Below are 23,212 nucleotides of genomic sequence, written 5' to 3' on the forward strand. Positions count from 1 at the left end.
CCATCCCTCCCCATCCCCGGTCCAAAGCCAAAACACGGCGAAGTACCCGATGTCAAGGCATCTTTCCCGCCTTGACATCGGGTACTTCGCCGTAGTCACACTGAAAAACCGGGGTGGCTCAACCCAAGAGCCGGCCCAAACCTCAAGGCATCGTCCGAACCCGATCCCGCCCCGCCTCTTTCGCCACGTACAACGCCCGATCCGCCGCCAGCAACAAGGGCTCCAGCGTCTGCCCGTCCCGCGGTTGCGCGGCCACGCCGATCGAGATCGTGATGCCGATTTCCCCACCGGCCACCGGAATGGTCAGCGCCGCCACCCGGTGCCGGATGCGTTCGGCGATGGTGACGGCGTCGAATCGGTTGGTGCCGGGCAGCAGGATCACGAATTCCTCACCGCCGAACCGGGCGAGTACGTCTGCGCTGCGTACCTCGGCCCGCAGCGCCGCGGCGACGGCGAGTAGGACCTTGTCCCCGACGAGGTGGCCGTGCCGGTCGTTGATGACCTTGAAGTGGTCAAGATCCAGCATCAGCACGCTCGCCGGCATGCCCCGCCGTCGCCCGCGGGCGAGTTCGCTGGTGGCGATCTCGGTCCAGCGCACCGCGTTGAGCAGGCCGGTCTTCCCGTCGGCGTCGGCTTGTTCGCGCAACTGCTGGACCAGCGTGCTCCGGTGCAGCACCAGCGTCACCCCCATGATCAGCACCAGCATCGGCGGCCAGTCCACCAGCGCCCAGGCCAGGAGCACGCCGAGCGCGATCGTCGACGCTTCGAGCGCGTACTCCGGCGGGGAGAACAGGGCGTCGCGCAGGCGCGTGCCCGGGCGGCTGCGGTGGACGGCGAAGGTGATCAGGGCGGTGTTGCTCAGCCCGTAGAGCAGCGCGGCGACGAAGATCGCCAGCTCATGGGGCACGAACGGCACCAGGTTCGCCAGGTACGCCGCCACGATCGAGGCGGCGGCGCTGAAGGTCTGCCGGTAGACCTCGCGGTGGCGCACCCGCAGCCAGCGGTAGGCGTACGAGACCGCGATGACCACCGCGGCCAGCCCCGGGTGCAGCAGCAGCGCCGCGGCGAACATCCACACCGAGTTGAGGTCGATGTGCGGGCCGTCGAGGAATTCGGCGCGGCTGCGTTCGATCGAGCGCGACACCTCGACGTAGACCACGCAGCACGCGATCAGGATCCAGAACGGGCGCCAGTCGCGCTCGGGCACCGGCAGCGCGTGGAACGCCACGGCCGCGCCGGTGAGCGCGGTCAGATCGACCGCGAGCACATAGCCGACGAGGAACCGATCGGGCAGACGCCACAGCCGCCATCGACCGACGGCGAACACCCCGAACGGCCCCCAGCCGGGCTGGGTCCGCTCCCCCTCCACCTCGTCAAGGAAACCACTGTTCGTGCCGGATTCACTCGGGCAATCGGAGGAAACCGGATACGCATCGAGCACGCGGCACTACGAACAGCGAGCCGTGGATTCCGGCGGCACCAGGCGGTTCCCGCTCAGCGGAAACGCGGCAGGTCAGGCGGCGGCGACCGCGCCGCCGACCACGGCCCACCCCGCCGGGGTCAGTTCGGCACGCACCCGGGCGCCGGGCAGCGCGGCCTCGGCCGGGCGGAGGTAACCGCTGTGGGCGAGCGCGTGCGCGGTGACCTGGTCGCAGCAGGCGAAGCCGTCGACGAACAGGTCCGGCTCGCAGCTCGCGGACATCATCGCCCGCCGCTGAGCCACGGCGCGGAGCATGGCCCGTGCGCGATGACTCAGTTCGCTTTGCTCTGACATCAGACTTTTCCCCCTTGAGAAGTAACCCTCTGTCACTTGCCTATCGGCCGTTGGTCCGAAAGTGTTAGCTACTTGGTGAGACGGAGTTCACATCGACCTGGTTCCCGCCCGTTCGGGCAGGGTTCCGGCGAGCGCCGGTTCCAGCATCCGGGCCCACTGGCGCACGATCCGGCGCCGTCGCCGGGTGTCGTCGCTGAGCAGGTTCGCCAGGCCCAGTCCCCGCGCCAGGTCCAGCGTGGCCTGCACCGTCTCCCGGACCCCCGGCCGGGATTCGTCCGCGCCCAGCAGTTCCAGCGCGACCCGGTGCGCCTCGCGCCCGACCCGCGCCTCCAGCGGCGCGAGGACCGCCAGCAGCTTCGGATCGGTGGAAGCGGCCACCCACAGCTGCAGGGCCGCGCGGAACATCGGCCCGGTGTAGAGGTTCAGCAGCATCTCGGCGACGGCTTCGCTGCGTGACGCGCCGTTCGGCAGCAGCTCCACGTGCCGCCGCAGTTCGGCCAGCTGCACCTCGCCCACCTGCTCGACCGCGGCGACCACCAGGTCCTCGCGCGTCGGGAAGTGGTGCTGCGCGGCACCCCGCGAGACGCCGGCCTGCTCGGCCACCATCGCCACGGTGGTGCCGTGCCAGCCCCGCGTGGCCAGGCACTCGACGGCGGCTTCGACCAGCCGCCGCCGGGTGGTCCGGCTCCGCTCCTGTTGTGGTTCGCGCATGGTGCTCAGGCCGGCTCCACCCAGAAGTCGAGCTGGAGCTCCGACTCCTCACCGGCGATGCGGTACTTCGAAAAGTCCGTGACGCCCTCGGCCGCCAGCACCTCGTCGTCGAGGAAGAAGTTCCCGGTGGTCTCCCGGCTCGGCCTGGTGAGGATGGCGTACGCGGCGTCGGCCATGATCTCCGGCGTGCGCGAGCGGTTCGCCAGTTCCGCCCCGACCACGTTGCGGATCGCCGCGGTGTCGATGGTGGTGCGCGGCCACAGCGAGTTCGCCGCGATGCCGTCCTTGCGCAACTCCGCGGCGAGCCCGACGGTCACCAGGCTCATGCTGTACTTCGCGATGCTGTAGGCGAGGTGGCCCGCTTCGAACCACTTCGGGTCGAGGCTGATCGGCGGCGAAAGCGTGAGCACGTGCGGGTTCTCCGCCGTGCGCAGGTGCGGGATCGCCAGCTTCGACAGCAGGAACGAACCACGCGCGTTGATGTCCTGCATCAGGTCGTAGCGCTTCATGCCGATCTGCTCAGTCGGCGTCAGGTCGATCGCGCTGGCGTTGTTCACCACGATGTCGATGCCGCCGAAGCGCGCCACGGTCTGCTCGACCGCGGCGGCCACCGACTCGTCGTCACGGATGTCGCCGACGATCGGCAGCGCCTGCCCGCCCGCTTCCTCGATCGCCTTGGCCGCGGTGTAGATGGTGCCGGGCAGCTTCGGGTGCGGTTCGGTGGTCTTCGCGATCAGCGCCACGTTCGCGCCGTCGGCGGCCGCGCGCAACGCGATCGCCTCACCGATCCCCCGGCTGCCGCCGGACATGATGATCGTCTTGCCGGAAAGACTCGTCACGGTGGGAAACCTCTCAGTAGGACTTGGGCAGGCCGAGCGAGTGCTGCCCGACGAAGTTGAGCACCATCTCGCGGCTCACCGGCGCGATCCGGCCCAGGCGGACCGCGGCGAGCAGCGTGCCGAGGCCGTACTCCGACGCGAGCCCGTTGCCGCCGTGGGTCTGCACGGCCTGGTCGACCGCGCGGATGGCGACCTCGGCACCGGCGTACTTGGCCATGTTCGCGGCTTCCCCGGCGCCGAAGTCGTCCCCGGCGTCGTAGAGCGTGGCGGCCTTCTGCGTCATGAGTTTCGCCAGCTCCAGCTCGATCTTGACCTGGGCGAGCGGGTGCGCGAGCCCCTGGTGCGTGCCGATCGGCGTGCCCCACACCTGGCGTTCCTTCGCATACGCCACGCCCTTGTCGAGCGCGTACCGGGCGATGCCGAGCGAGAACGAGGCACCCATGATGCGTTCCGGGTTGAGCCCGGCGAACAACTGCGCGATCGCCGCGTCCTCCGAGCCGACCAGCGCCTCCTGCGGCAGCTTCACGTCGTCCAGGAACAGGCCGAACTGCTTGTCCGCGGAAACCAGGTCCATCTCGATCTCGCGGTACTCGAAGCCGGGGGTGTCCGTCGGCACGATGAACAACGCGGGCTTGAGCTTGCCGGTCTTGGCGTCCTCGGTCCGCCCGACCACCAGCACCGCGTCGGCCTCGTCGACGCCGGAGATGTAGACCTTGCGCCCGTTGAGCACCCACCCATCGTTGGAGCGCTGGGCGGTCGTGGTGATCCGGTGCGAGTTGGACCCGGCGTCCGGCTCGGTGATGGCGAAGGCCATCCGCACCTGCCCGGTGGCGAACCCGGGCAGCCACTGCTTCTTCTGCTCGTCGGTGCCGTAGCGCGCGATCACCGTGGCGCAGATGGCCGGCGACACCACCATCAGCAGCAGCGGCGTCCCGGTGGCGCACAGCTCCTCGCAGACGGCGGCGAGGTCGCCGATGCCCGCGCCACCACCGCCGAACTCCTCCGGCACGGCGACGCCGAGGTACCCGAGCCGCCCGGCCTCGTCCCACAGCTCCTTGGTCTTGCCGCCCGAGCGCGCCTTGCCCAGGTAGTACTCGTGGCCGTAGCTCTTGCCCAGTTCGCGGACCGCCTTGCGCAGGGCGATCCGCTCTTCCGGTTCGGTGAAGTTCATGCTCATTCCGACTCCTTCTCCTGAAGCACGGCCAATACGGTGCCCAGTTCGACCTGCTGCCCCACTTCGACGGGGAGTTCGGCGACCACCCCGGCCGCCGGGGCGGTGATCTTGTGCTCCATCTTCATCGCCTCCAGCCAGAGCAGCGGCGCCCCGGCTTCGACGTGATCGCCCGCGGCGACGGCGATCCGGACCACGTTGCCGGGCATGGGGGCGACCAGCGAACCCGCGGCCAGGGCGGCGGACGGGTCGGCGAAGCGCGGTACCACGTCCAGCACCACCGGCCCGAGCGCGGAATCGACGTACACGCGGCCGTCGTGGCGGGCGACCGCGAAACTCCGGCGCACTCCCCCGAGGTCGAGGACGACGCGATCCGGTTGGGCGAAAACAAGTTCCACGTCCGGGTGGTCTTCGGCCCGCAGCCCGGCACGGTCGAGCACGTACCGCACGTCGAACTCCACGTCACCCGCGGCGAAGCGCTTGTGCTGCGGCGCCGACCGCACGTTGCGCCACCCACCGGGCAAGCGGCCCTGCACGGTCGCGGTCCGGCGGTTCGCGGCGGCACCGGCGACCGCGGCCACCAGCGCGGCGATCCGGGTGGTCTCCGGCGAGGCGAGCGGCTGGGACAGCGTGGCGAGCCCATGCGTGGCGAAGAAGGCGGTGTCGGTGTCCCCGGCCAGGAAAGCCGGGTGCCGCAACACGTTCACCAGCAGGTCGCGGTTCGTGCGGACCCCGTGGATCCGCGCGCCGGCCAGCGCGGTGGCCAGCCGCCGGGCGGCCGACGTCCGATCGGGACCCCAGGCGATCACCTTGGCCAGCATCGGGTCGTAGTGCACCCCGACCACCGAGCCGTCAGCCACGCCGGAATCCAGGCGCAGGCCGAACCCGGCCGGGATGCGGAATTCCGCGTCGACCCCGGGCACGCTGAACCGGTGCAGCGTGCCGCTCTGCGGCTGCCAGTCCGCGGCCGGATCTTCGGCGTACAACCGAACCTCGATGGCATGCCCGGTCCACTGTGGTGGGTCGACCGGCAGCCGGTCGCCCTCGGCGATCCGCAACTGGCGGGCGACCAGGTCCTCCCCGGTGACGCATTCGGTGACCGGGTGCTCCACTTGCAGCCGGGTGTTCATCTCCAGGAAGTAGAACCGGCCGTCCGGACCGGCGAGGAACTCGACCGTGCCCGCCCCGACGTACCCGATCGCCTTCGCGGCCTTGCGCGCCGCCTCGAACAGCTCCTCCCGCATGGCCGCGCCGACCAGCGGGGACGGTGCCTCCTCGACCACCTTCTGGTGCCGTCGCTGGATGGAGCACTCCCGCTCCCCCAGGGCCCACACCGTGCCGTGGGTGTCCGCGAGCACCTGCACCTCGATGTGCCGCCCGGTTTCCAGGTAGCGCTCGCAGAACACGGTCGGATCGCCGAAGGCCGAACCGGCCTCGGCGCGGGCGCTCTCCACCGCCGCGGCCAGGTCACCCGGCGCGCGCACCACGCGCATCCCGCGGCCGCCACCACCGGCGGAAGCCTTGACCAGCAACGGGAAATCGGCCTCGGTCACCTCGTCCGGGTCCAGCTCGGCGAGCACCGGCACCCCGGCGGCGGCCATCAGCCGCTTCGACTCCACCTTCGAGCCCATCGTCTCGATGGCCTCCGGCGGCGGGCCCACCCAGGTCAGCCCGGCCTCGATGACCGCACGCGCGAACGCGGCGTTCTCCGAGAGGAAGCCGTAGCCCGGGTGGACCGCGTCGGCCCCGGCCCGGCCGGCGGCCTCGATCAGCAGGTCCGCGCGGAGGTAGGTCTCCGACGGCGCGTTGCCCGGCAACCGCACCGCCACGTCGGCCTCACCGGTGTGCGGGGCGTCCGCGTCGGCGTCGGAGAACACCGCGACCGTGCCGATCCCGGCGTCGCGGCAGCTCCGGAACACCCGGCGGGCGATCTCCCCGCGGTTGGCGACAAGCAGATTTTCGATCATCTCTCACATCCGGAAGACGCCGAAGCCCCCGGCGCCGCTGATCGGTCCATTGTGGATAGCCGACAGGCTGAGCCCGAGCACCGTGCGGGTGTCACGGGGATCGATGATGCCGTCGTCGTAGAGCATGCCGGAGAGGAACGTCGGCAGTGACTCGGCCTCGATCTGTCCCTCCACCATGGCGCGCATGGCGGCGTCGTGCTCCTCGTTGTACTCCTGGCCCCGGTTCGCCGCGGCCTGGCGCGCCACGATGGACAGCACCCCGGCCAGCTGCGCCGGGCCCATCACCGCGGACTTCGCGCTCGGCCAGGCGAACAGGAAACGCGGGTCGTAGGCCCGCCCGCACATCCCGTAGTGCCCGGCGCCGTAGGAAGCACCCATCAGCACCGAGATGTGCGGCACCTTGGAGTTCGACACCGCGTTGATCATCATCGCGCCGTGCTTGATGATGCCGCCCTGTTCGTACTCCTTGCCGACCATGTAGCCGGTGGTGTTGTGCAGGAACAGCAGCGGCGTGTCGCTCTGGTTGGCCAGCTGGATGAACTGGGCCGCCTTCTGCGACTCCTCGGAGAACAACACGCCGCGCGCGTTGGCGAGGATGCCCACCGGGTAGCCGTGCACGCCGGCCCAGCCGGTGACCAGACTGGACCCGTACAGCGGCTTGAACTCGTCGAAGTCGGAACCGTCGACCACCCTGGCGATCACCTCGCGCGGGTCGAACGGCACCTTCAGGTCGGCGGGCACGATGCCGAGCAGGTCCTCCGGGTCGTGCACCGGTTCGCTGTAGTCCGGCTTCGGCGACGGGCCCTGCTTGTGCCAGTTGAGCCGGCGCACGATGCGCCGCCCGATCCGGATCGCGTCCTGCTCGTCCTCGGCCAGGTAGTCGGCCAACCCCGAGGTCCGCGCGTGCATCTCGGCGCCGCCGAGCGATTCGTCGTCGGACTCCTCGCCGGTGGCCATCTTCACCAGCGGCGGGCCGCCGAGGAAGACCTTGGCGCGTTCCTTCACCATCACCACGTGGTCGGACATGCCCGGCAGGTAGGCGCCACCGGCGGTGGAGTTGCCGAAGACCAGCGCCACGGTCGGCACCCCGGCCGCCGAGGACCTGGTCAGGTCGCGGAAGATCCGCCCGCCCGGGATGAAGATCTCCTTCTGCGTCGGCAGGTCCGCGCCACCGGACTCGACCAGGTTGACCGTGGGCAGCCGGTTCTGCGCGGCGATGTCGGCGGCCCGGTAGGTCTTCTTGGCCGTCCACGGGTTGCTCGCGCCGCCCTTGACCGTCGGATCGCTGGCGCAGACCAGGCACTCCACGCCCTCGATCACGCCGATGCCGGTGACCACGCTGGCGCCGACCTGGTAGTCCGACCCCCAGGCGGCCAGCGGGGACAGCTCCAGGAAGGCCGAGTCCTCGTCGAGCAGCAGCTCGATCCGTTCCCTGGCCAGCAGCTTGCCGCGCTTGCGGTGGCGCTCGACGTACTTCTCACCGCCGCCCGCGACCGCCTTGGCCTGCTCGGCCTCCAGCTCGGCGAGCTTGGCCAGCATCGCCTCGCGGTTCGCGGCGAAGTCCGCGCCCCGGCTGTCCACTGTGGACCTCAAAGTGGTCATGCGGTGTATCCCAATCGTTTCGCGGCCAGCCCGGCGAGGATCTCGTTGGTGCCACCGCCGATGCCCAGGATGCGGACGTCGCGGTAGTGGCGCTCCACCTCGGACTCGCTCAGGTAGCCGAGGCCGCCGTGCAGCTGCACGGCTTCGTTGACCACCCATTCGGCGGTCTCGACGGCGGTGTTCTTGGCGAAGCAGGCTTCGGCGATCACCTCTTCCCCGGCGACGTGGCGCACGCCGACCTGCCGGGTGTAGGTCCTGGCCACGTCGATCTTCCGCGCCATCTCGGCGAGCTTGTGCTGCACCAGCTGACGGGAGATGAGCGGGCGGCCGAAGGTCTCGCGCAACCGGCACCAGTCCAGGGTCAGGTCCAGCGCGCGCTGCGCGTGCGCGTACCCCTGCACCGCCAGCGAAAGCCGTTCGGCGACGAACTGGGTGGCCACCTGCGCGAAACCGGAGTTCTCCGGCCCCACCAGGTTCTCCACCGGGACCCGGACATCCACATAGGACAGTTCGGCGGTGTCCGAGCAGTGCCAGCCCATCTTGGCGAGCTTGCGCCCGACGGTGAAGCCCGGCGTGCCGCGTTCCACCACCAGCAGGGAAAGCCCGTGCGCGCCCTCACCACCGGTGCGCACGACGGTGGTGACGAAGTCCGCGCGGCAGCCGGAGGTGATGAAGGTCTTGGCGCCGTCGACCACGTAATGGTCGCCGTCGCGGCGGGCCGTGGTGCGGATGCCCGCCACGTCGGACCCGCCGTCCGGTTCGGTGACCGCGAGCGAGCCGATCAGCTCACCGGCCAGCGTCGGGCGCACCCACTTCGCCAGCTGCGCCTCGTCCCCGGCGGCCGCGAGGTGCGGCACGGCGATGCCGCAGGTGAACAGCGAAGCGACCAGCCCGCCGGAACCGCCGGCGTAGTGGATCTCCTCGGTGACCGTCATGGCGTCGAGGAAGTTCCCGCCCTCCCCGCCCGCCTTCTCCTCGAAGGCGATGCCGAGCAGGCCCAGCGCCCCGGCCTTGCGGTGCAGTTCGCGCGGCAGCTCACCGTCGCGCTCCCACTGCTCCAGGTGGGGCAGCACGTCGGTCTTCATGAAGCCGCGCACCGTTTCCCGAAGCGCCTCGCGCTCCGGCGTGGCGAACGGATCGCTCACAACAACACCTCCGGGATCTCGGCGTACCGGCCGCGCAGCCACTCGCCGAGCGCCTTGGCCTGTGGATCGAACCTGGCCTGCGAGGCGACCCCCTGTCCGAGGATTCCGGTCACCACGAAGTTGACCGCTCGCAGGTTGGGCAGCATATGCCGCCGCACCGACAATTCCGCGGTTTCCGGGAGCAGGCGGCGGAATTCGTCCACGGTCAGCGTGTGCGCGAGCCAGCGCCAGCCCTCGTCGGAGGTGGCCCACACGCCGACGTTCGCGTCGCCGCCCTTGTCACCGCTGCGCGCACCGAGGACCGCACCCAGCGGTGCCCACCGCTTCGGCCCGTCCGGCAACGGTTCCGGCAGTTCCGGGTCCGCCACCTCGGCCAGTTCCAGCGTCTCGGCGGCAGGGGCGACCTCGATCCGCGAGTCCGCGGTCACCGCGACGTGCGGCACCTGCGCGGCGTCCACATAGGACGCCCGGTACACCCCGTACGGCGTGGCGTCCGAAGGGGGTGCGGTGACGTGGAAACCCGGGTAGCTGGCCAGCGCCAGCTCGATCGCGGCCTGGCTGAACGCGCGTCCCGCCACCTTCGGATCGGGATCCGTGACGGCCACGTGCAGCAGCGCGCTCGCGGTCTGCTCGGTGTCGGCGTCCGGCCGGTCGGTGCGGGCGAGCGTCCAGCGCACCTTCTCCGGCGGCTTCGCCTTCAGCGCTTCGGTGAGCTGTTCACGCACCAGCGCGGCCTTCTCCTCGATGTCGAGACCGGTGAGCACGAAGGTGGTCTCGTTGCGGAAGCCGCCGAGCGCGTTGAGGCAGACCTTCAGCGTCGGCGGCGGTGGCTCGCCGGTGACCCCGCTGATCCGGACGCGATCGGGACCCTCCTGCGTCAGGCTCAGGGTGTCGAAGCGCGTGGTGACATCGGGACCGGCGTACCGCGCGCCGGTGATCTCGTACAGCAGCTGCGCGGTGACCGTGCCCGTGGTGACCACCCCGCCGGCGCCTTCGTGCTTGGTGATCACGCTGCTGCCGTCTTCGTGGATCTCCGCGATGGGGAAGCCGGGATGTGCGATGTCGTGCCGGGTGAAGAACGAGTAGTTGCCGCCGGTGGCCTGCGCGCCGCATTCGATCACGTGCCCGGCGGCCACCGCACCGGCCAGTGCGTCGTAGTCGTCGCGGGCCCAGCCGAAGTGCGCCGCGGCCGGGCCGACGACGAGCGAGGCGTCGGTGACCCGCCCGGTGACCACCACGTCGGCGCCCGCGTCCAGGCATCCGGCGATGCCCCAGGCCCCGAGGTAGGCGTTGGCGGTCAACTGGTTCCCGAAGCCGAGTTCCTCGGCGCGGTGCCGCAGGTCGTCGCCCTCGACGTGCGCGATCCTGACGTCCACATCGGACTTGGCGGCCAGCTCGCGCAACGCGGCGGCGAGCCCGGCGGGGTTCAGCCCACCGGCGTTGGTGACGATCCTGACGCCGCGTTCCTTGGCCAGCGCCAGATTTTCGCCCATCTGCCGCAGGAACGTCTTGGCGTACCCGCGATCCGGGTCCTTGAGCAGGTCGCGCCCGAGGATGAGCATGGTCAGCTCGGCCAGGTAGTCGCCGGTCAGCACGTCCAGCGGGCCACCGGTGAGCATCTCGCGCACGGCGGCGAACCGGTCGCCGTAGAAGCCGGAGGCGTTGCCGATGCGGATCGGGCCGGTCACGCGAACTGCCCTTCCCGGCGCCCGGGTCCGGGCATCCCGGCGAAGGCCTGCGCGAAGGTGAGCCAGGTCCGGGCCTGCTCGCCCTCGGTCCGCAGGTCCGTGTCGGCCGGGTGCCGCCGCTGGGTGACCACGAGGCAGAACCCGAGCGCGCTGCCGGTGACGCGGTCCGCCGCGTCCTCCGGTCCCCACGCCCAGGTCGAGCCGTCCGGCGCGGTCAGTTCGACGCGGAACTCCTCGGCCGGCGGGGTGCGGGAGTTAATGGTGTAGGCGAAGTTCCGGGTGCGCACGCCGAACCGGGCGATGTGCCACAGCCGCTCCGACGGCTCACGCCGGACGCCGAGCGCGTCGAACACGTCCTGCGCGTGCGCCCAGGTCTCCATGATCCGCGCGGTGACCATCGACGCGGCGCTCATCGGCGGGCCGTACCACGGCACCTTCTGCCCGTCGGGCACCTCGGCCAGCCCGCGCGCGAGGTCCTCGCGCCCGGTCCGCCAGCGCGCCAGCAGTTCGGCGGGCGGGGCCTGCGCACCGGTTTCGGCGCCTTCGTCCACGTCCTTGCCGCCGGAGGCGAACGCCTTCTCCACCTCCGCGGCGAACAGTTCCGGGGTGCGCACCGCGATGAGCGCCTTGTCGTCGGTCCAGGCCAGGTGGGCGATCTGGTGCGCGATCGTCCAGCCGTCGGCGGGCGTCGGCCTGGCCCACCCCGCTTCCGGCAACGCCGCGACCAGTGCGTCCAGTTCCCCGCTTTCGGCCGCGAGATCCCGCAGGATCGCGCCCACATCCGCCACGGCGGTACCTCCTCGCAGAACGGGCTCGTGCGGCGAGCGTGGCACCGGCACCCAGAAAAATCAAGCGCGCATGATTGTTTTCCGATGACGGGACACTAGGGTGAGCCGTATGCCGCCTGCCGCGCCCAGCCAGGAAAGTGTCCGCCTCCGCGCCGCCTTCTCCGTCCGGGTCCGGCCGGTCGCCGATCGCGCCGCACCTCGCGGGTACCAACTGCGGGGCATCCGCCGGATCAGCGACAGCGCCGGGCTGAGCCGCCTCCCCCGCGGCACCCGCGCCTGGCCCGCCCGCTACGGCCGCGTCCGCGGGGTGTGGATGCGCGCCCCCGGAGCCGACCCGAACCGCGGCGCCCTGCTCTACCTGCACGGCGGCGGGTACGTCTTCGGCTCGCCGCGCTCGCACCGGACCTTCGCCTACCGTCTGTCCAAGCGGGTCGGCGTGCCGGTGTTCCTGCTGGACTACCGGCGCGCCCCCGAGCACCCGTTCCCGGCCGCCGCCGACGACGCGCTCGACGCCTACCGGCTGCTGCTGGCCCGGGGCTACCCACCGGAGAAGCTGCTCGTCGCCGGGGATTCGGCCGGCGGGCACCTGACCGCGTGCCTGCTCGGCGACCTCGCCCGGCTGCACCTGCCCCAGCCCGCCGGCGCGTATCTCGTCTCGCCCTGGCTCGACCTGACCGTCGCGTCGGCCTCCCGGCGTGACGGCCAGCAGCGCGATCCGTTCCTCTCCCCCGCCTACGCCGCGAAGTGCCGGGACGCCTACGTCACGAACACGCCGTGGAACCACCCGCGCCTGAACGTGCTCGGCGCGGACAAGTCGGGCTGGCCGCCGATCCTGCTGCAGGTCGGCGACACCGAGGCGCTGGTCGACGAAGCCCGCCAGTTCGCCCGCACCCACACCGCGACCGAACTGGAGGTGTGGCCGGGGCAGATCCACGTGTTCCCGATCTTCTCGAACCTGCCGGAGGGCCGGGACGCCACGAACCGGGCCGGCGAATTCCTCGGCGGCTTGTTGACGGGTTGCCAGTAAGCTGCGGACGCCCTACCTTCGTCACCCACGGAGCAGTCGCACACGGAGCAAAGGAGCGCCTGTGCCCACCGGGTACACCGACATCACCTACGAGGTCGCCGACCGCGTCGCGACGATCACGCTGAACCGGCCCGCCGCCCGCAACGGCTACACCATCCGGATGGCCGACGAGCTCAACGCCGCCTTCGACCGGGCCGACCACGACGAGCAGGTCCGCGTGGTGGTGCTGACCGGGGCCGGGGACAACTTCTCCGTCGGCGCCGACCTGTCCCAGGGCGGGTTCGACTTCGACGCGGAGAAGGGCCCGGACCCGGCGTGGCAGGAGCCCGCGGGCCGGTGCTCCAAGCGCGTGTTCGAGATGAACAAGCCGGTGATCGCGGCGATCCGGGGCGCGGCCATCGGCGGCGGGATCACCATCACGCTGTCCGCGGACTACCGGCTCGCCTCCACCGACGCCCGGTTCGGCTTCGTGTTCGTGCGCCGCGGGATCTACCCCGAGGGCGCGTCGGCGTGGTTCCTGCCGCGGCTGGTCGGCATGGGCACCGCGATGGACTGGATGATCAGCGGCCGCGTGTTCGGCGCCGAGGAGGCCCACCGGGCCGGTCTGGTGCAGCGCCTGCACGAGCCGGACGAGCTGCTGGACAAGGCCTACGAACTGGCCCGCGAACTGATCGAGACCACCGCCCCGGTCTCCGTCGCGGTCACCCGGCAACTGCTCTACCGCATGTCTTCGCTCGACTCCCCGTTCCCGGTGCACGAGACCGACTCGAAACTGATCGGCGGGCTGTCGGCGAACCCGGACGCCGTCGAAGGCGTGCTTTCGTTCCTGCAGAAACGCCCGCCGGAGTTCAAGCTCCGCGTACCCGAGGACCTGCCCGGCGGCCTGCCCTGGTTGGAGAACCCGTGACCGGAAACCCGCCCGGCTACCCGCCCGAACCCTGGAACCTGGCAGGCCAGGCCTACGCGACCACCTGGCGCGTGCCCGCGGCCCGGCTGCCGGAACTGCCGGGCGGCCTGGACCCGGTGGTGGTCGCCGGGCAGGCGATCGTGATCACCGCCTGGCTGGACTACCAGCCGCCCGGCCAGCTCTCCTACCACGAGCTGCTGGCCACCGTCGCGGTCCGCAACGGCACGCGCGCCACCGGTTCGATCACCGGCATCTGGGTGGACAGCGAGGTCTCGCTCGCCGGTGGGCGCGGGCTGTGGGGCATCCCGAAGGACCTCGCCGCCTTCGACTTCACCCACGGCCGCACCTTTACCGCCTCGGCGAGCCTGGACGACCGCTGGATCGCCACCGCGGCCTTCACCCGGCGTGCCGGGCTGCCGTTCGCGCCACCGGCCGCCTTCAGCATCGCCCAGGAACTCCAGGGCGCGCTGAAGTACACGCCGGTGCGTTCGACCGCCCGGCCGCACCTGGCGTCGGCGAGCTGGAACCTCAACCCCGACGGCCCGCTCGGCTTCCTCGCCGGGCGCCGCCCCGGCCCGAGCGTGCACCTGGCGGACTTCCGCCTCACGTTCGGCGAGTGAACCCCCGGGCCGGGTGAGCCCCGGCTCCCACTGACGAGCTGCCCCGGCACCGACTGGCGCCGGGGCATCACTCTGAGTGCGGTCAGACACCCTGGCGCGGCCCCGCCCCGAGGCCTTCGGAGCGCCCTGCACCGGGGGCCAAACCTCCCCTGAGCAGCAGCCGAGCGACAGCCCCTAACCTGCCTGGGGGAGGCCGCAAACGGGCAGGCGGGAAGCCCGCGACACGCCACCCGTTGGGGCATTCGCGCGCTCGCACCCCTACATGTAGTCTCTGGACACCGAGAGCGCGCCAGTGACGGGAGACCGCTGGTACGGCGACTCGGTCAGACCTGCACGATCACCGGCGCACCGCCTCCGCGAGGCGGTGTGGCGAACCAACGCGCCCTTTTGGAGCCACGCATGTCATTGGACATCACCGAGACAACTTCGGCGGCGACGCCGCGAACACCGTCGGTCACGGACCAGACCGCCACCGTGCGGGTCATCCGCCGTGACGGCAGCGTGTCGCCGTTCGACGCGAACAAGATCTCGGTGGCGATGACCAAGGCGTTCCTCGCCGTCGAAGGCGACGACGCCGCCGCGTCCTCGCGCATCCACCACCTGGTGGCGGAGCTGACCGAGCAGGTCGAGCAGTCGCTGCTGCGCCACGCCGGCCCGGAGACCTCGCTGCACATCGAGCAGATCCAGGACCAGGTCGAACTGATGCTGATGCGCGGCGAGCACCACAAGGTCGCCCGCGCCTACGTGCTCTACCGCGACGAGCGCGCCAAGGCCCGCGCCACCGCCGAGGCCTCGGGCCCGGCCCGCCGCGAGAACGTCGTGCACGTCAAGGGCGCCGACGGCGTCCTCCGCCCGCTCGACTGGGACCGCGTCGCCCACGTGGTCGGCGAGGCCGTGGCCGGGCTGTCCGACGTCAGCGCCGAGCCGGTGCTCACCGAGACCAAGCGCAACCTCTACGACGGCATCTCCGCCGACGAGCTGGCGCTGGCCCAGATCATGGCCGCCCGCACGCTGGTCGAGCAGGAGCCGAACTACTCCTACGTCAGCGCCCGCCTGCTGGCCGACAAGCTGCGCGCCGAGGCGCTGAGCTACCTGGCCGGCCGCCCGCGCCAGGCCAGCCAGGACGAGATGGCCCAGGTCTACCCCGGCTACTTCCGCGACTACCTGCGCCGCGCGATCGAGCTGGAGCTGGTCAACGCCGAGCTGGCCTCGTTCGACCTCGACCGGATCACCGCCGCGCTGCGCCCCGAGCGCGACCTCGACTTCGGCTTCCTCGGCCTGCAGACCCTGTACGACCGCTACTTCCAGCACCACGACGGCACCCGCTTCGAGCTGCCGCAGGCGTTCTTCATGCGCGTGGCGATGGGCCTGGCCATCCGCGAGGACGACCGCGAAGCCCGTGCCATCGAGTTTTATGAGCTGCTGTCCTCGTTCCACTTCATGGCTTCGACGCCGACCCTGTTCAACTCCGGCACCACCCGCCCGCAGCTGTCCTCCTGCTTCCTCACCACGGTGGACGACGACCTGGACTCGATCTTCCAGGCGTACAAGAACAACGCGCTGCTGGCGAAGTACTCGGGCGGGCTCGGCAACGACTGGACCCCGGTCCGCGGCCTCGGCGCGCACATCAAGGGCACCAACGGGCAGTCGCAGGGCGTGGTCCCGTTCCTCAAGATCGCCAACGACACCGCGGTCGCGGTGAACCAGGGCGGCAAGCGCAAGGGCGCGGCCTGCGCCTACCTCGAGACCTGGCACGTGGACATCGAGGAGTTCCTCGACCTGCGCAAGAACACCGGTGACGACCGACGCCGCACCCACGACATGAACACCGCGAACTGGGTGCCCGACGAGTTCCTCCGCCGGGTGGAGGCGAACGCGAGCTGGACCCTGTTCTCCCCCAACGAGGTGCCGGACCTGCACGACCTCTACGGCAACGCCTTCGCCGAGCGCTACCGCGAGTACGAGGCCGCCGCCGAGCGCGGGGAGATCAAGGTCTTCCGCAAGGTCCGCGCGGTCGAACTGTGGCGCCGCATGCTGACCATGCTGTTCGAGACCGGCCACCCGTGGATCACCTTCAAGGACCCGTGCAACCTGCGCTCGCCGCAGCAGCACACCGGCGTGGTGCACTCGTCGAACCTGTGCACCGAGATCACCCTGAACACCAGCGCCGACGAGGTCGCGGTGTGCAACCTCGGCTCGGTGAACCTGCTCAAGCACGTCGGCCCGGGCGGGCTGGACACCCAGCGCCTCGAGAAGACCGTGCGCACCGCGGTGCGGATGCTCGACAACGTGATCGACATCAACTTCTACACCATCCCCGAGGCGCGCCGGTCCAACCTGCGCCACCGCCCGATCGGGCTGGGCCTGATGGGCTTCCAGGACGCGCTGTTCGAGCTGGGCCTGCCGCTGTCGTCCGAGGCCGCGGTGGAGTTCGCCGACCGCAGCATGGAGCACATCAGCTACTACGCGATCTCCGCCTCGACCGACCTGGCGGAGCAGCGCGGGCAGTACCAGACCTTCGAGGGCTCCCTGTGGAGCAAGGGCATCCTGCCGATCGACTCGATGCAGCTGCTGATCGACGCCCGCCGCGAGGACGCGCTCGACGTCGACACCTCCACCACCCTGGACTGGGAGCCGCTGCGCCAGCGCGTGCGCACGGTGGGCATGCGCAACTCCAACGTGATGGCGATCGCGCCGACCGCGACGATCTCCAACATCTGCGGGGTCGGGCAGTCCATCGAGCCGCTGTTCCAGAACCTGTTCGTCAAGTCGAACATGTCCGGTGACTTCACCGTGGTGAACCCGCACCTGGTGCGCTCGCTCAAGGAACGCGGCCTGTGGGACGAGGTGATGGTCTCGGACCTGAAGTACTTCGACGGCAGCCTCGGCCAGATCGACCGCGTGCCCGACGACCTCAAGGCGCTCTACGCCACCGCGTTCGAGGTGGAGAGCCGGTGGCTGGTCGACGCGGCCTCGCGGCGGCAGAAGTGGATCGACCAGGCGCAGTCGCTGAACCTCTACATCGCCGCGCCGAGCGGGCGCAAGCTCGACGAGCTGTACCGCTACGCCTGGCACAAGGGCCTCAAGACCACGTACTACCTGCGGGCGCAGTCCGCGACGCACGTGGAGAAGAGCACCCTGCGCGGCACCGACGGCAAGCTGAACGCGGTCTCGGCCACCCCGGCCCCCGCCGCCCCCGCCGCCACCACTGCCGCCCCGGCTGCTTCGCCCGCGGCGGCCCCGGCTGCTTCCCCGTCGCCGTCGGCCTCCGTCCCGGCTGTGGTGCCCGCGGTGCCCCCGGCCCCGGAGCCCAAGGAAATGCCCAAGGTCGAGGACGTCGACTTCGCCGCCACCGAGGGCGCGGCCTGCCGGATCGACGACCCCGACTGCGAAGCCTGCCAGTAAGGACCTGCCGAAGATGACGAACACCGAAGCACCGCTGACCGACGCCACCGGCCTCGGCGAGATCGAGCGGGGTGCCGGGCGGATCAGCGTGGACGACAAGCGCATGATCAACGCCCGCGCCGACGTGAACCAGCTGCTCCCGCTCAAGTACACCTGGGCGTGGGAGAAGTACCTGGCCGGCTGCAACAACCACTGGATGCCGACCGAGGTCGCCATGCAGGCCGACATCGCGCTGTGGAAGTCCCCGCACGGCCTCACCGAGGACGAGCGGCAGATGCTCAAGCGGAACCTGGGCTTCTTCGCCACCGCGGAGTCGCTGGTCGCGAACAACATCGTGCTCGCGGTCTACCGGCAGATCACCAACCCGGAGTGCCGCCAGTACCTGCTGCGCCAGGCCTTCGAGGAGGCCGTGCACACGCACACCTTCCAGTACATCTGCGAGAGCCTCGGCCTGGTCGAGGGCGAGCTGTTCAACATGTACCGCGAGGTGCCGTCGATCTCCGACAAGGACGCGTGGGCGCTGAAGTACACGCAGAACCTGGAGGACCCGGACTTCGAGACCGGGACCCCCGAGGCCGACCAGGCGTTCCTGCGCGACCTGGTGGCGTTCTACGTGATCTTCGAGGGCATGTGGTTCTACACCGGCTTCGCGCAGATCCTGTCGCTGGGCCGCCGGAACAAGATGGTCGGCATCGCCGAGCAGTACCAGTACATCCTGCGCGACGAGTCGATCCACCTGAACTTCGGCATCGACTGCATCAACCAGATCAAGATCGAGAACCCGCACCTGTGGACCGAACAGTTCCAGGCCGAGGTGCGCGGCATGCTGGTGGAAGCCTGCGAGCTCGAGGTCGCCTACGCCCGCGACACCATGCCCCGCGGCATGCTCGGGCTGTCGGCGCAGCTGTGCGAGCAGTACATGCACTTCATCACCGACCGCCGCGCGCAGCAGATCGGCCTGGCGCCGATCTACGGCGAGAACGAGAACCCGTTCCCGTGGATGTCGGAGGCGATGGACCTGAAGAAGGAGAAGAACTTCTTCGAGACCCGCGTCATCGAGTACCAGAGCGGCGGGGCCCTCGACTGGGACTGATCCTGCCCGCTAGGCTCGGCCACGCCACTGGTTTCCCCGGGGGCGTGGCCGAGCTTTTTCGCGCTCCAGGGGAAGGCAACAGGGAACCCGGTGTGAATCCGGGACTGCCCCGCAGCGGTAAGCGGGAACGAAAGCTGTCACCGCGCAAGCGGTCGAGCACTGGGCACCCGCCCGGGAAGCGACAGCCGGTAGGTCCGGCTCCTCGTTGTTTCGACGAGTAGCCCCGCCCGTGAGTCCGAAGACCTGCCCGTGGTGCGTGCGCCGCCGGCGTGCGCGGGTCCGGGTCCCGCGGGAGGACACGTCCGAACCAGGTCGCTGGTTCGCGCGCGCTCTTTTCCCGTCCCCGGGCTGGTCAGACTAGCTCGCGAGGAGAGAGCAGTGGCAGAGCACAACCGCCTGGGTTCGACCGTTCTCGGCTACCCCAGGATCGGTCCGGACCGGGAACTCAAGAAGGCCGTCGAAGGCTATTGGGCCGGCCGGATCGACGAAGCCGAACTCCAGAAGGTGGCCCGCGGGCTGCGCCTGGACACCTGGCGCGCACTCGCCAAAGCCGGGCTCGACACGAGCCCGTCGAACACCTTCTCGTTTTACGACCAGGTGCTCGACAACACCGTGCTGTTCGGCGCGCTGCCCCGGCGGTTCACCGAACTGGGCCTGTCGCCCATCGACACCTACTTCGCCGCGGCGCGCGGGGTCCAGGAGGCGCCCGCGCTCGAGATGACGAAGTGGTTCGACACGAACTACCACTACCTGGTGCCGGAACTGGGCCCGGATACCGAATTCAGCGTGTCCGGCGGCAAGCCGCTCGACGAGTACCGCGAAGCCAGGGCGATCGGCGTGGAGACGCGGCCGGTGCTCGTCGGCCCGGTCACCTACCTGCTGCTGGCGAAGGCGGCCGAAGGCGCGCCCGGCGGGTTCAGCCCGCTCGACCTGCTTCCCGACCTGGTCACCGCCTACGCGCGCTTGCTCGGCACGCTGCACGACGAAGGTGTGCGGTGGGTGCAACTGGACGAACCCGCTTTCGCCGCCGATCGCACGCCCGACGAACTGGAGGCGCTGCGCCAGGCGTACGCGGCGCTGGGCGGCCTCGAGCGGCGGCCGAAGCTGCTGGTCGCCGGGTACTTCGGGGCGCTGGGTGACGCGCTCGGCGTGCTCGCCCGCTCCCCCGTCGACGGGCTCGCGGTCGACCTGGTCACCGAGCCGGACGCGGTGCACGCCGTCGCGGCCGAAAGCGCGTTGCGGGACAAGGAAGTGCTGGCCGGGGTGGTGGACGGGCGCAACGTCTGGCGGGTGGACGCCGACGCCGCGCTCGCGAAGGCGGCGACCCTGCTGGGCACCGCGGGCTCGGTCGGCGTGTCGACTTCGTGCTCGCTGCTGCACGTGCCCTACGACACCGCCCGTGAGTCCGATGTGGACGAACGACTGCGCGGCTGGCTGGCGTTCGCCAGGCAGAAGGTCGAGGAGGTGGTTCTTCTCGGCAAGGCGCTCGCCGGGGAGCCCGCTGACCTGAGCTCGGCGCGCGCGGCGACCGCCGACCGGGCGAACGCCGGTGACCTGCGCGACGACCGCGTCCGCGCCCGGCTCTCCGCGTTGAAGCCGGAACACAGCCGCCGGGGTGACTACGCCGAACGCGCGGCGGCGCAACGGGAAGCGCTCGGCTTGCCGCCGTTGCCGAGCACCACGATCGGTTCGTTCCCGCAGACCGGCGACGTGCGCAAGGCCCGCGCGGCCCTGCGGGCGGGCCGGATCGACGCGGGGACCTACCGGGCGCAGATGCACGCCGAGATCGAGAAAGTGGTGCGGCTGCAAGAGGATCTCGGCTTGGACGTGCTGGTGCACGGTGAGCCGGAGCGCAACGACATGGTGCAGTACTTCGCCGAGCAACTGTCCGGGTTCGCGGCCACGGAGTTCGGCTGGGTGCAGTCCTACGGCTCGCGGTGCGTGCGGCCGCCGATCCTCTTCGGCGACGTGTCCCGGCCGCGGCCGATGACCGTGGACTGGGCGTCGTACGCGCAGTCGCTGACCGCGAAGCCGGTCAAGGGCATGCTGACCGGGCCGGTGACCATCCTCGCGTGGTCGTTCGTGCGCGACGACCAGCCGCTCGCCGACACCGCGCGACAGGTGGCACTGGCCATCCGGGACGAGGTGCACGACCTGGAGTCGGCGGGCATCCGGATCATCCAGGTCGACGAGCCCGCGCTGCGTGAACTGCTGCCGCTGCGGGCTTCGGCGCACGCCGCCTACTTCGGCTGGGCCGTCGAGTCGTTCCGGCTGGCCACCTCGGGCATCGCGGATTCGACGCAGATCCACACGCACATGTGCTACTCGGAGTTCGGGGACATCCTGCCCGCCATCGACGCGATCGACGCCGACGTCACCAGCATCGAAGCGGCGCGCTCCCGCATGGAGGTCCTCGACGGCCTCGGCGACTTCGAGCGGGGCGTCGGCCCGGGTGTCTACGACATCCACTCCCCGCGCGTCCCGGACGTCGACGAGGTGACCGCCCTGCTGCGCACCGCCGTCGCCGCCGTGGCCCCTGACCGGATCTGGGTGAACCCGGACTGCGGCCTGAAGACCCGCACCTACGCCGAAGTCGAACCCGCCCTGCGAAACCTGGTCACCGCCGCCCACCGCCTACGCCCCACCCTCCCCTGACCCGAACCCCACCTCCAGGAAGCCGAACCCCACACTCGCGCAGCCGAACGCCACCTCCAGGAAGCCGAACCCCACACTCGCGCAGCCGAACCCCACATTCAGACACCCGAACCCCACACTCGGACAGCCGAGTCCCACCTACCCCGGCAGCGGGAGTGGGGAGTTCGGCTTCCTGAACGTGGGGTTCGGCTTCCTGAACGTGGAAGTCGCGGTCCTGAGTGTGGGGTTCGGGTGCTCGAGCGCCGAGGGCCGGCCCGCAACTCAACCCGTTCGCGTTCTTGTCAGATCGCCAATAAGACGGCAAGGTGGCAGGCGTAGGTCTCTCAGCGGCGAGAGGAGCCGGCCCGTGAACAAGGTGACCACCGCCCTGCGCGAGCGGGTCCCACCCCTGACCTCCATGCCGCTCCCCCGCGCGGTGGACCGGCGGCTGCTCGGGCAGCGCTGGCCGGTCCGCGAGCTCGCCGCGCCCCCGGCGGGCAGTGGGCTCAAGGCCGTCCCCGGTGACGACGGCGCGCCGCTGATCGGGCATTCCCTCGACTTCATGCGTTTCGGCATCGAGTGGGGACTGCGCCGGTACGAGACCTACGGGCCCGTCTCGTGGATGGGCGCGTTCGGCCGTCGCATCGTTTCGCTGGCCGGGCCCGACGCCACGCAGATCGCGCTCGTCAACAAGGACAAGGCCTTCTCCCAGCAGGGCTGGGACTTCTTCATCGAGAAGTTCTTCCACCGCGGCCTGATGCTCCTCGACTTCGGCGAGCACCACGCGCACCGCCGGATCATGCAGTCCGCGTTCACCCGCGACCGCCTCGCCGGGTACGTCGCGCAGATGGGGCCCGCCCTGCGCGACGGCATCGAAGCCTGGGCGCCGGATTCGCGCCCGCGCCTGTACTGGTCGCTCAAACGGCTGACGCTCGACGTCGCCAGCCGCGTGTTCATGGACATGCCCAGCGGGAACGATTCGGCGAAGCTCAACCGGGCATTCGTGGACTCGGTGCGCGCGGGCACCGCGATCGTGCGGAAACCGGTGCCGGGCGGGCGCTGGGCCGCGGGGCTCAACGGGCGCAAAGTCCTCGAACGTTACTTCCTCGAGAACCTCCCGGCAAAGCGGCGCGCCGACGGCGAAGACCTTTTCTCCGCGTTGTGCCACGCCACCACCGAAGACGGGGAACGGTTTTCCGATCAGGACGTGGTCAACCACATGATCTTCCTGATGATGGCCGCGCACGACACCACCACGATCACCAGCGCCGCCGCGGTGTACTACCTGGCCAAGCACCCCGAATGGCAGGAGCGCGTGCGCGAGGAGTCGCTGCGCCTCGGTGACGGCGTACCGGATGTCGCCGCTCTCGGTGAACTGTCCACACTGGAACTGGTGATCAAGGAGGCGCTGCGGCTCGTCGCGCCCGTACCATCTTTGGCCCGCAAAACCTTGCGGGACACGGAAGTTCTGGGGTTCCACCTACCGGCCGGGACGCTGGTCGGTGTTTCCCCGACCGTCAACCACTTCGCGCCCGAGTGCTGGACCGACCCGATGCGCTTCGACCCGGACCGGTTTTCCGAGGCCCGGCGCGAGGACCGCAGTCACCGCTACGCGTGGATGCCTTTCGGCGGCGGGGCGCACAAGTGCATCGGGCTGCACTTCGGGATGTACGAGGTCAAAGCGCTGCTGCACGAGATGCTGCGCCGTTTCCGCTGGTCGGTTCCGGCGGCCTACGAAGCGCGCTGGGACTACGTTTCGCTACCCGTCCCGGCCGACGGACTGCCGATTCTCCTGACCAGGCGATAAACTGTCACACTCAGAGTACCCGTTCGAGTACCGA

At 70.4% G+C, this 23,212-nt stretch carries 17 protein-coding genes and 1 riboswitch; of the genes, 7 read left to right on the plus strand and 10 right to left on the minus strand.

Going from position 1 to position 23,212, the window contains the following annotated elements; translation table 11 throughout:
- Positions 1-142 precede the first annotated feature (142 nt).
- The 10 genes from JOM49_RS32755 to JOM49_RS32800 form a co-directional block, all read right to left on the minus strand.
- Entirely contained in the window at positions 143-1,369 is a 1,227-nt protein-coding gene (locus JOM49_RS32755) for a GGDEF domain-containing protein (protein ID WP_308158952.1), read from the minus strand.
- A 144-nt stretch (positions 1,370-1,513) separates the two neighbouring features.
- Positions 1,514-1,774, minus strand: coding sequence for a hypothetical protein (locus tag JOM49_RS32760; protein ID WP_209668036.1), 261 nt, complete (start codon positions 1,772-1,774; stop codon positions 1,514-1,516).
- 87 nt (positions 1,775-1,861) lie between these two features.
- Positions 1,862-2,485, minus strand: coding sequence for a TetR/AcrR family transcriptional regulator (locus JOM49_RS32765; protein WP_209668037.1), 624 nt, complete (start codon positions 2,483-2,485; stop codon positions 1,862-1,864).
- Positions 2,486-2,490: 5 nt separating this feature from the next.
- The gene (locus JOM49_RS32770) at positions 2,491-3,324 is read right to left on the minus strand and encodes an SDR family oxidoreductase (RefSeq protein ID WP_209668038.1); all 834 of its coding nucleotides are present in this window, start codon (positions 3,322-3,324) and stop codon (positions 2,491-2,493) included.
- A gap of 13 nt (positions 3,325-3,337) precedes the next feature.
- Entirely contained in the window at positions 3,338-4,495 is a 1,158-nt protein-coding gene (locus JOM49_RS32775) for an acyl-CoA dehydrogenase family protein (protein ID WP_209671882.1), read from the minus strand.
- 2 nt (positions 4,496-4,497) lie between these two features.
- Positions 4,498-6,462: an acetyl/propionyl/methylcrotonyl-CoA carboxylase subunit alpha gene (locus JOM49_RS32780; protein ID WP_209668039.1), complete on the minus strand. Its 1,965-nt coding sequence runs from the start codon at positions 6,460-6,462 to the stop codon at positions 4,498-4,500.
- A 3-nt stretch (positions 6,463-6,465) separates the two neighbouring features.
- The gene (locus tag JOM49_RS32785; RefSeq protein ID WP_209668040.1) at positions 6,466-8,064 is read right to left on the minus strand and encodes an acyl-CoA carboxylase subunit beta; all 1,599 of its coding nucleotides are present in this window, start codon (positions 8,062-8,064) and stop codon (positions 6,466-6,468) included.
- The gene (locus tag JOM49_RS32790; protein ID WP_209668041.1) at positions 8,061-9,209 is read right to left on the minus strand and encodes an acyl-CoA dehydrogenase family protein; all 1,149 of its coding nucleotides are present in this window, start codon (positions 9,207-9,209) and stop codon (positions 8,061-8,063) included. Before JOM49_RS32790 ends, JOM49_RS32785 begins: the two co-directional genes overlap by 4 nt.
- On the minus strand, positions 9,206-10,897 hold the full coding sequence (locus JOM49_RS32795) for an acyclic terpene utilization AtuA family protein (RefSeq protein WP_209668042.1): 1,692 nt from the start codon (positions 10,895-10,897) through the stop codon (positions 9,206-9,208). Before JOM49_RS32795 ends, JOM49_RS32790 begins: the two co-directional genes overlap by 4 nt.
- Positions 10,894-11,685, minus strand: a complete 792-nt coding sequence (locus JOM49_RS32800) for a TIGR03084 family metal-binding protein (protein WP_209668043.1) — start codon at positions 11,683-11,685, stop codon at positions 10,894-10,896. Before JOM49_RS32800 ends, JOM49_RS32795 begins: the two co-directional genes overlap by 4 nt.
- 109 nt (positions 11,686-11,794) lie before the next feature.
- On the opposite strand from JOM49_RS32800, the gene JOM49_RS32805 reads away from it, so the two are divergent.
- The 7 genes from JOM49_RS32805 to JOM49_RS32835 all read left to right on the plus strand — a co-directional run bounded on the left by JOM49_RS32805 (position 11,795) and on the right by JOM49_RS32835 (position 23,178).
- Entirely contained in the window at positions 11,795-12,712 is a 918-nt protein-coding gene (locus tag JOM49_RS32805; protein ID WP_209668044.1) for an alpha/beta hydrolase, read from the plus strand.
- Positions 12,713-12,773: 61 nt separating this feature from the next.
- The gene (locus tag JOM49_RS32810) at positions 12,774-13,619 is read left to right on the plus strand and encodes an enoyl-CoA hydratase-related protein (protein WP_209668045.1); all 846 of its coding nucleotides are present in this window, start codon (positions 12,774-12,776) and stop codon (positions 13,617-13,619) included.
- Positions 13,616-14,239: an acetoacetate decarboxylase family protein gene (locus JOM49_RS32815; protein ID WP_209668046.1), complete on the plus strand. Its 624-nt coding sequence runs from the start codon at positions 13,616-13,618 to the stop codon at positions 14,237-14,239. Before JOM49_RS32810 ends, JOM49_RS32815 begins: the two co-directional genes overlap by 4 nt.
- Positions 14,240-14,638: 399 nt before the next feature.
- The gene (locus tag JOM49_RS32820) at positions 14,639-17,644 is read left to right on the plus strand and encodes a ribonucleoside-diphosphate reductase subunit alpha (RefSeq protein ID WP_209668047.1); all 3,006 of its coding nucleotides are present in this window, start codon (positions 14,639-14,641) and stop codon (positions 17,642-17,644) included.
- A gap of 13 nt (positions 17,645-17,657) precedes the next feature.
- Complete coding sequence (locus tag JOM49_RS32825; protein ID WP_209668048.1) at positions 17,658-18,737, plus strand: ribonucleotide-diphosphate reductase subunit beta; 1,080 nt, start codon at positions 17,658-17,660, stop codon at positions 18,735-18,737.
- Between the two features lie 11 nt (positions 18,738-18,748).
- A riboswitch (cobalamin riboswitch) is annotated at positions 18,749-19,002 on the plus strand.
- A 113-nt stretch (positions 19,003-19,115) separates the two neighbouring features.
- Complete coding sequence (gene metE, locus JOM49_RS32830; protein WP_209668049.1) at positions 19,116-21,392, plus strand: 5-methyltetrahydropteroyltriglutamate--homocysteine S-methyltransferase; 2,277 nt, start codon at positions 19,116-19,118, stop codon at positions 21,390-21,392.
- A gap of 397 nt (positions 21,393-21,789) precedes the next feature.
- Positions 21,790-23,178 (plus strand): cytochrome P450, encoded by a 1,389-nt coding sequence (locus tag JOM49_RS32835; protein ID WP_209671884.1) that lies wholly within the window; start codon positions 21,790-21,792, stop codon positions 23,176-23,178.
- The last annotated feature ends 34 nt before the right edge of the window (positions 23,179-23,212 follow it).

The organism is Amycolatopsis magusensis, assembly GCF_017875555.1.
Classification (GTDB): Bacteria; Actinomycetota; Actinomycetes; order Mycobacteriales; family Pseudonocardiaceae; genus Amycolatopsis; species Amycolatopsis magusensis.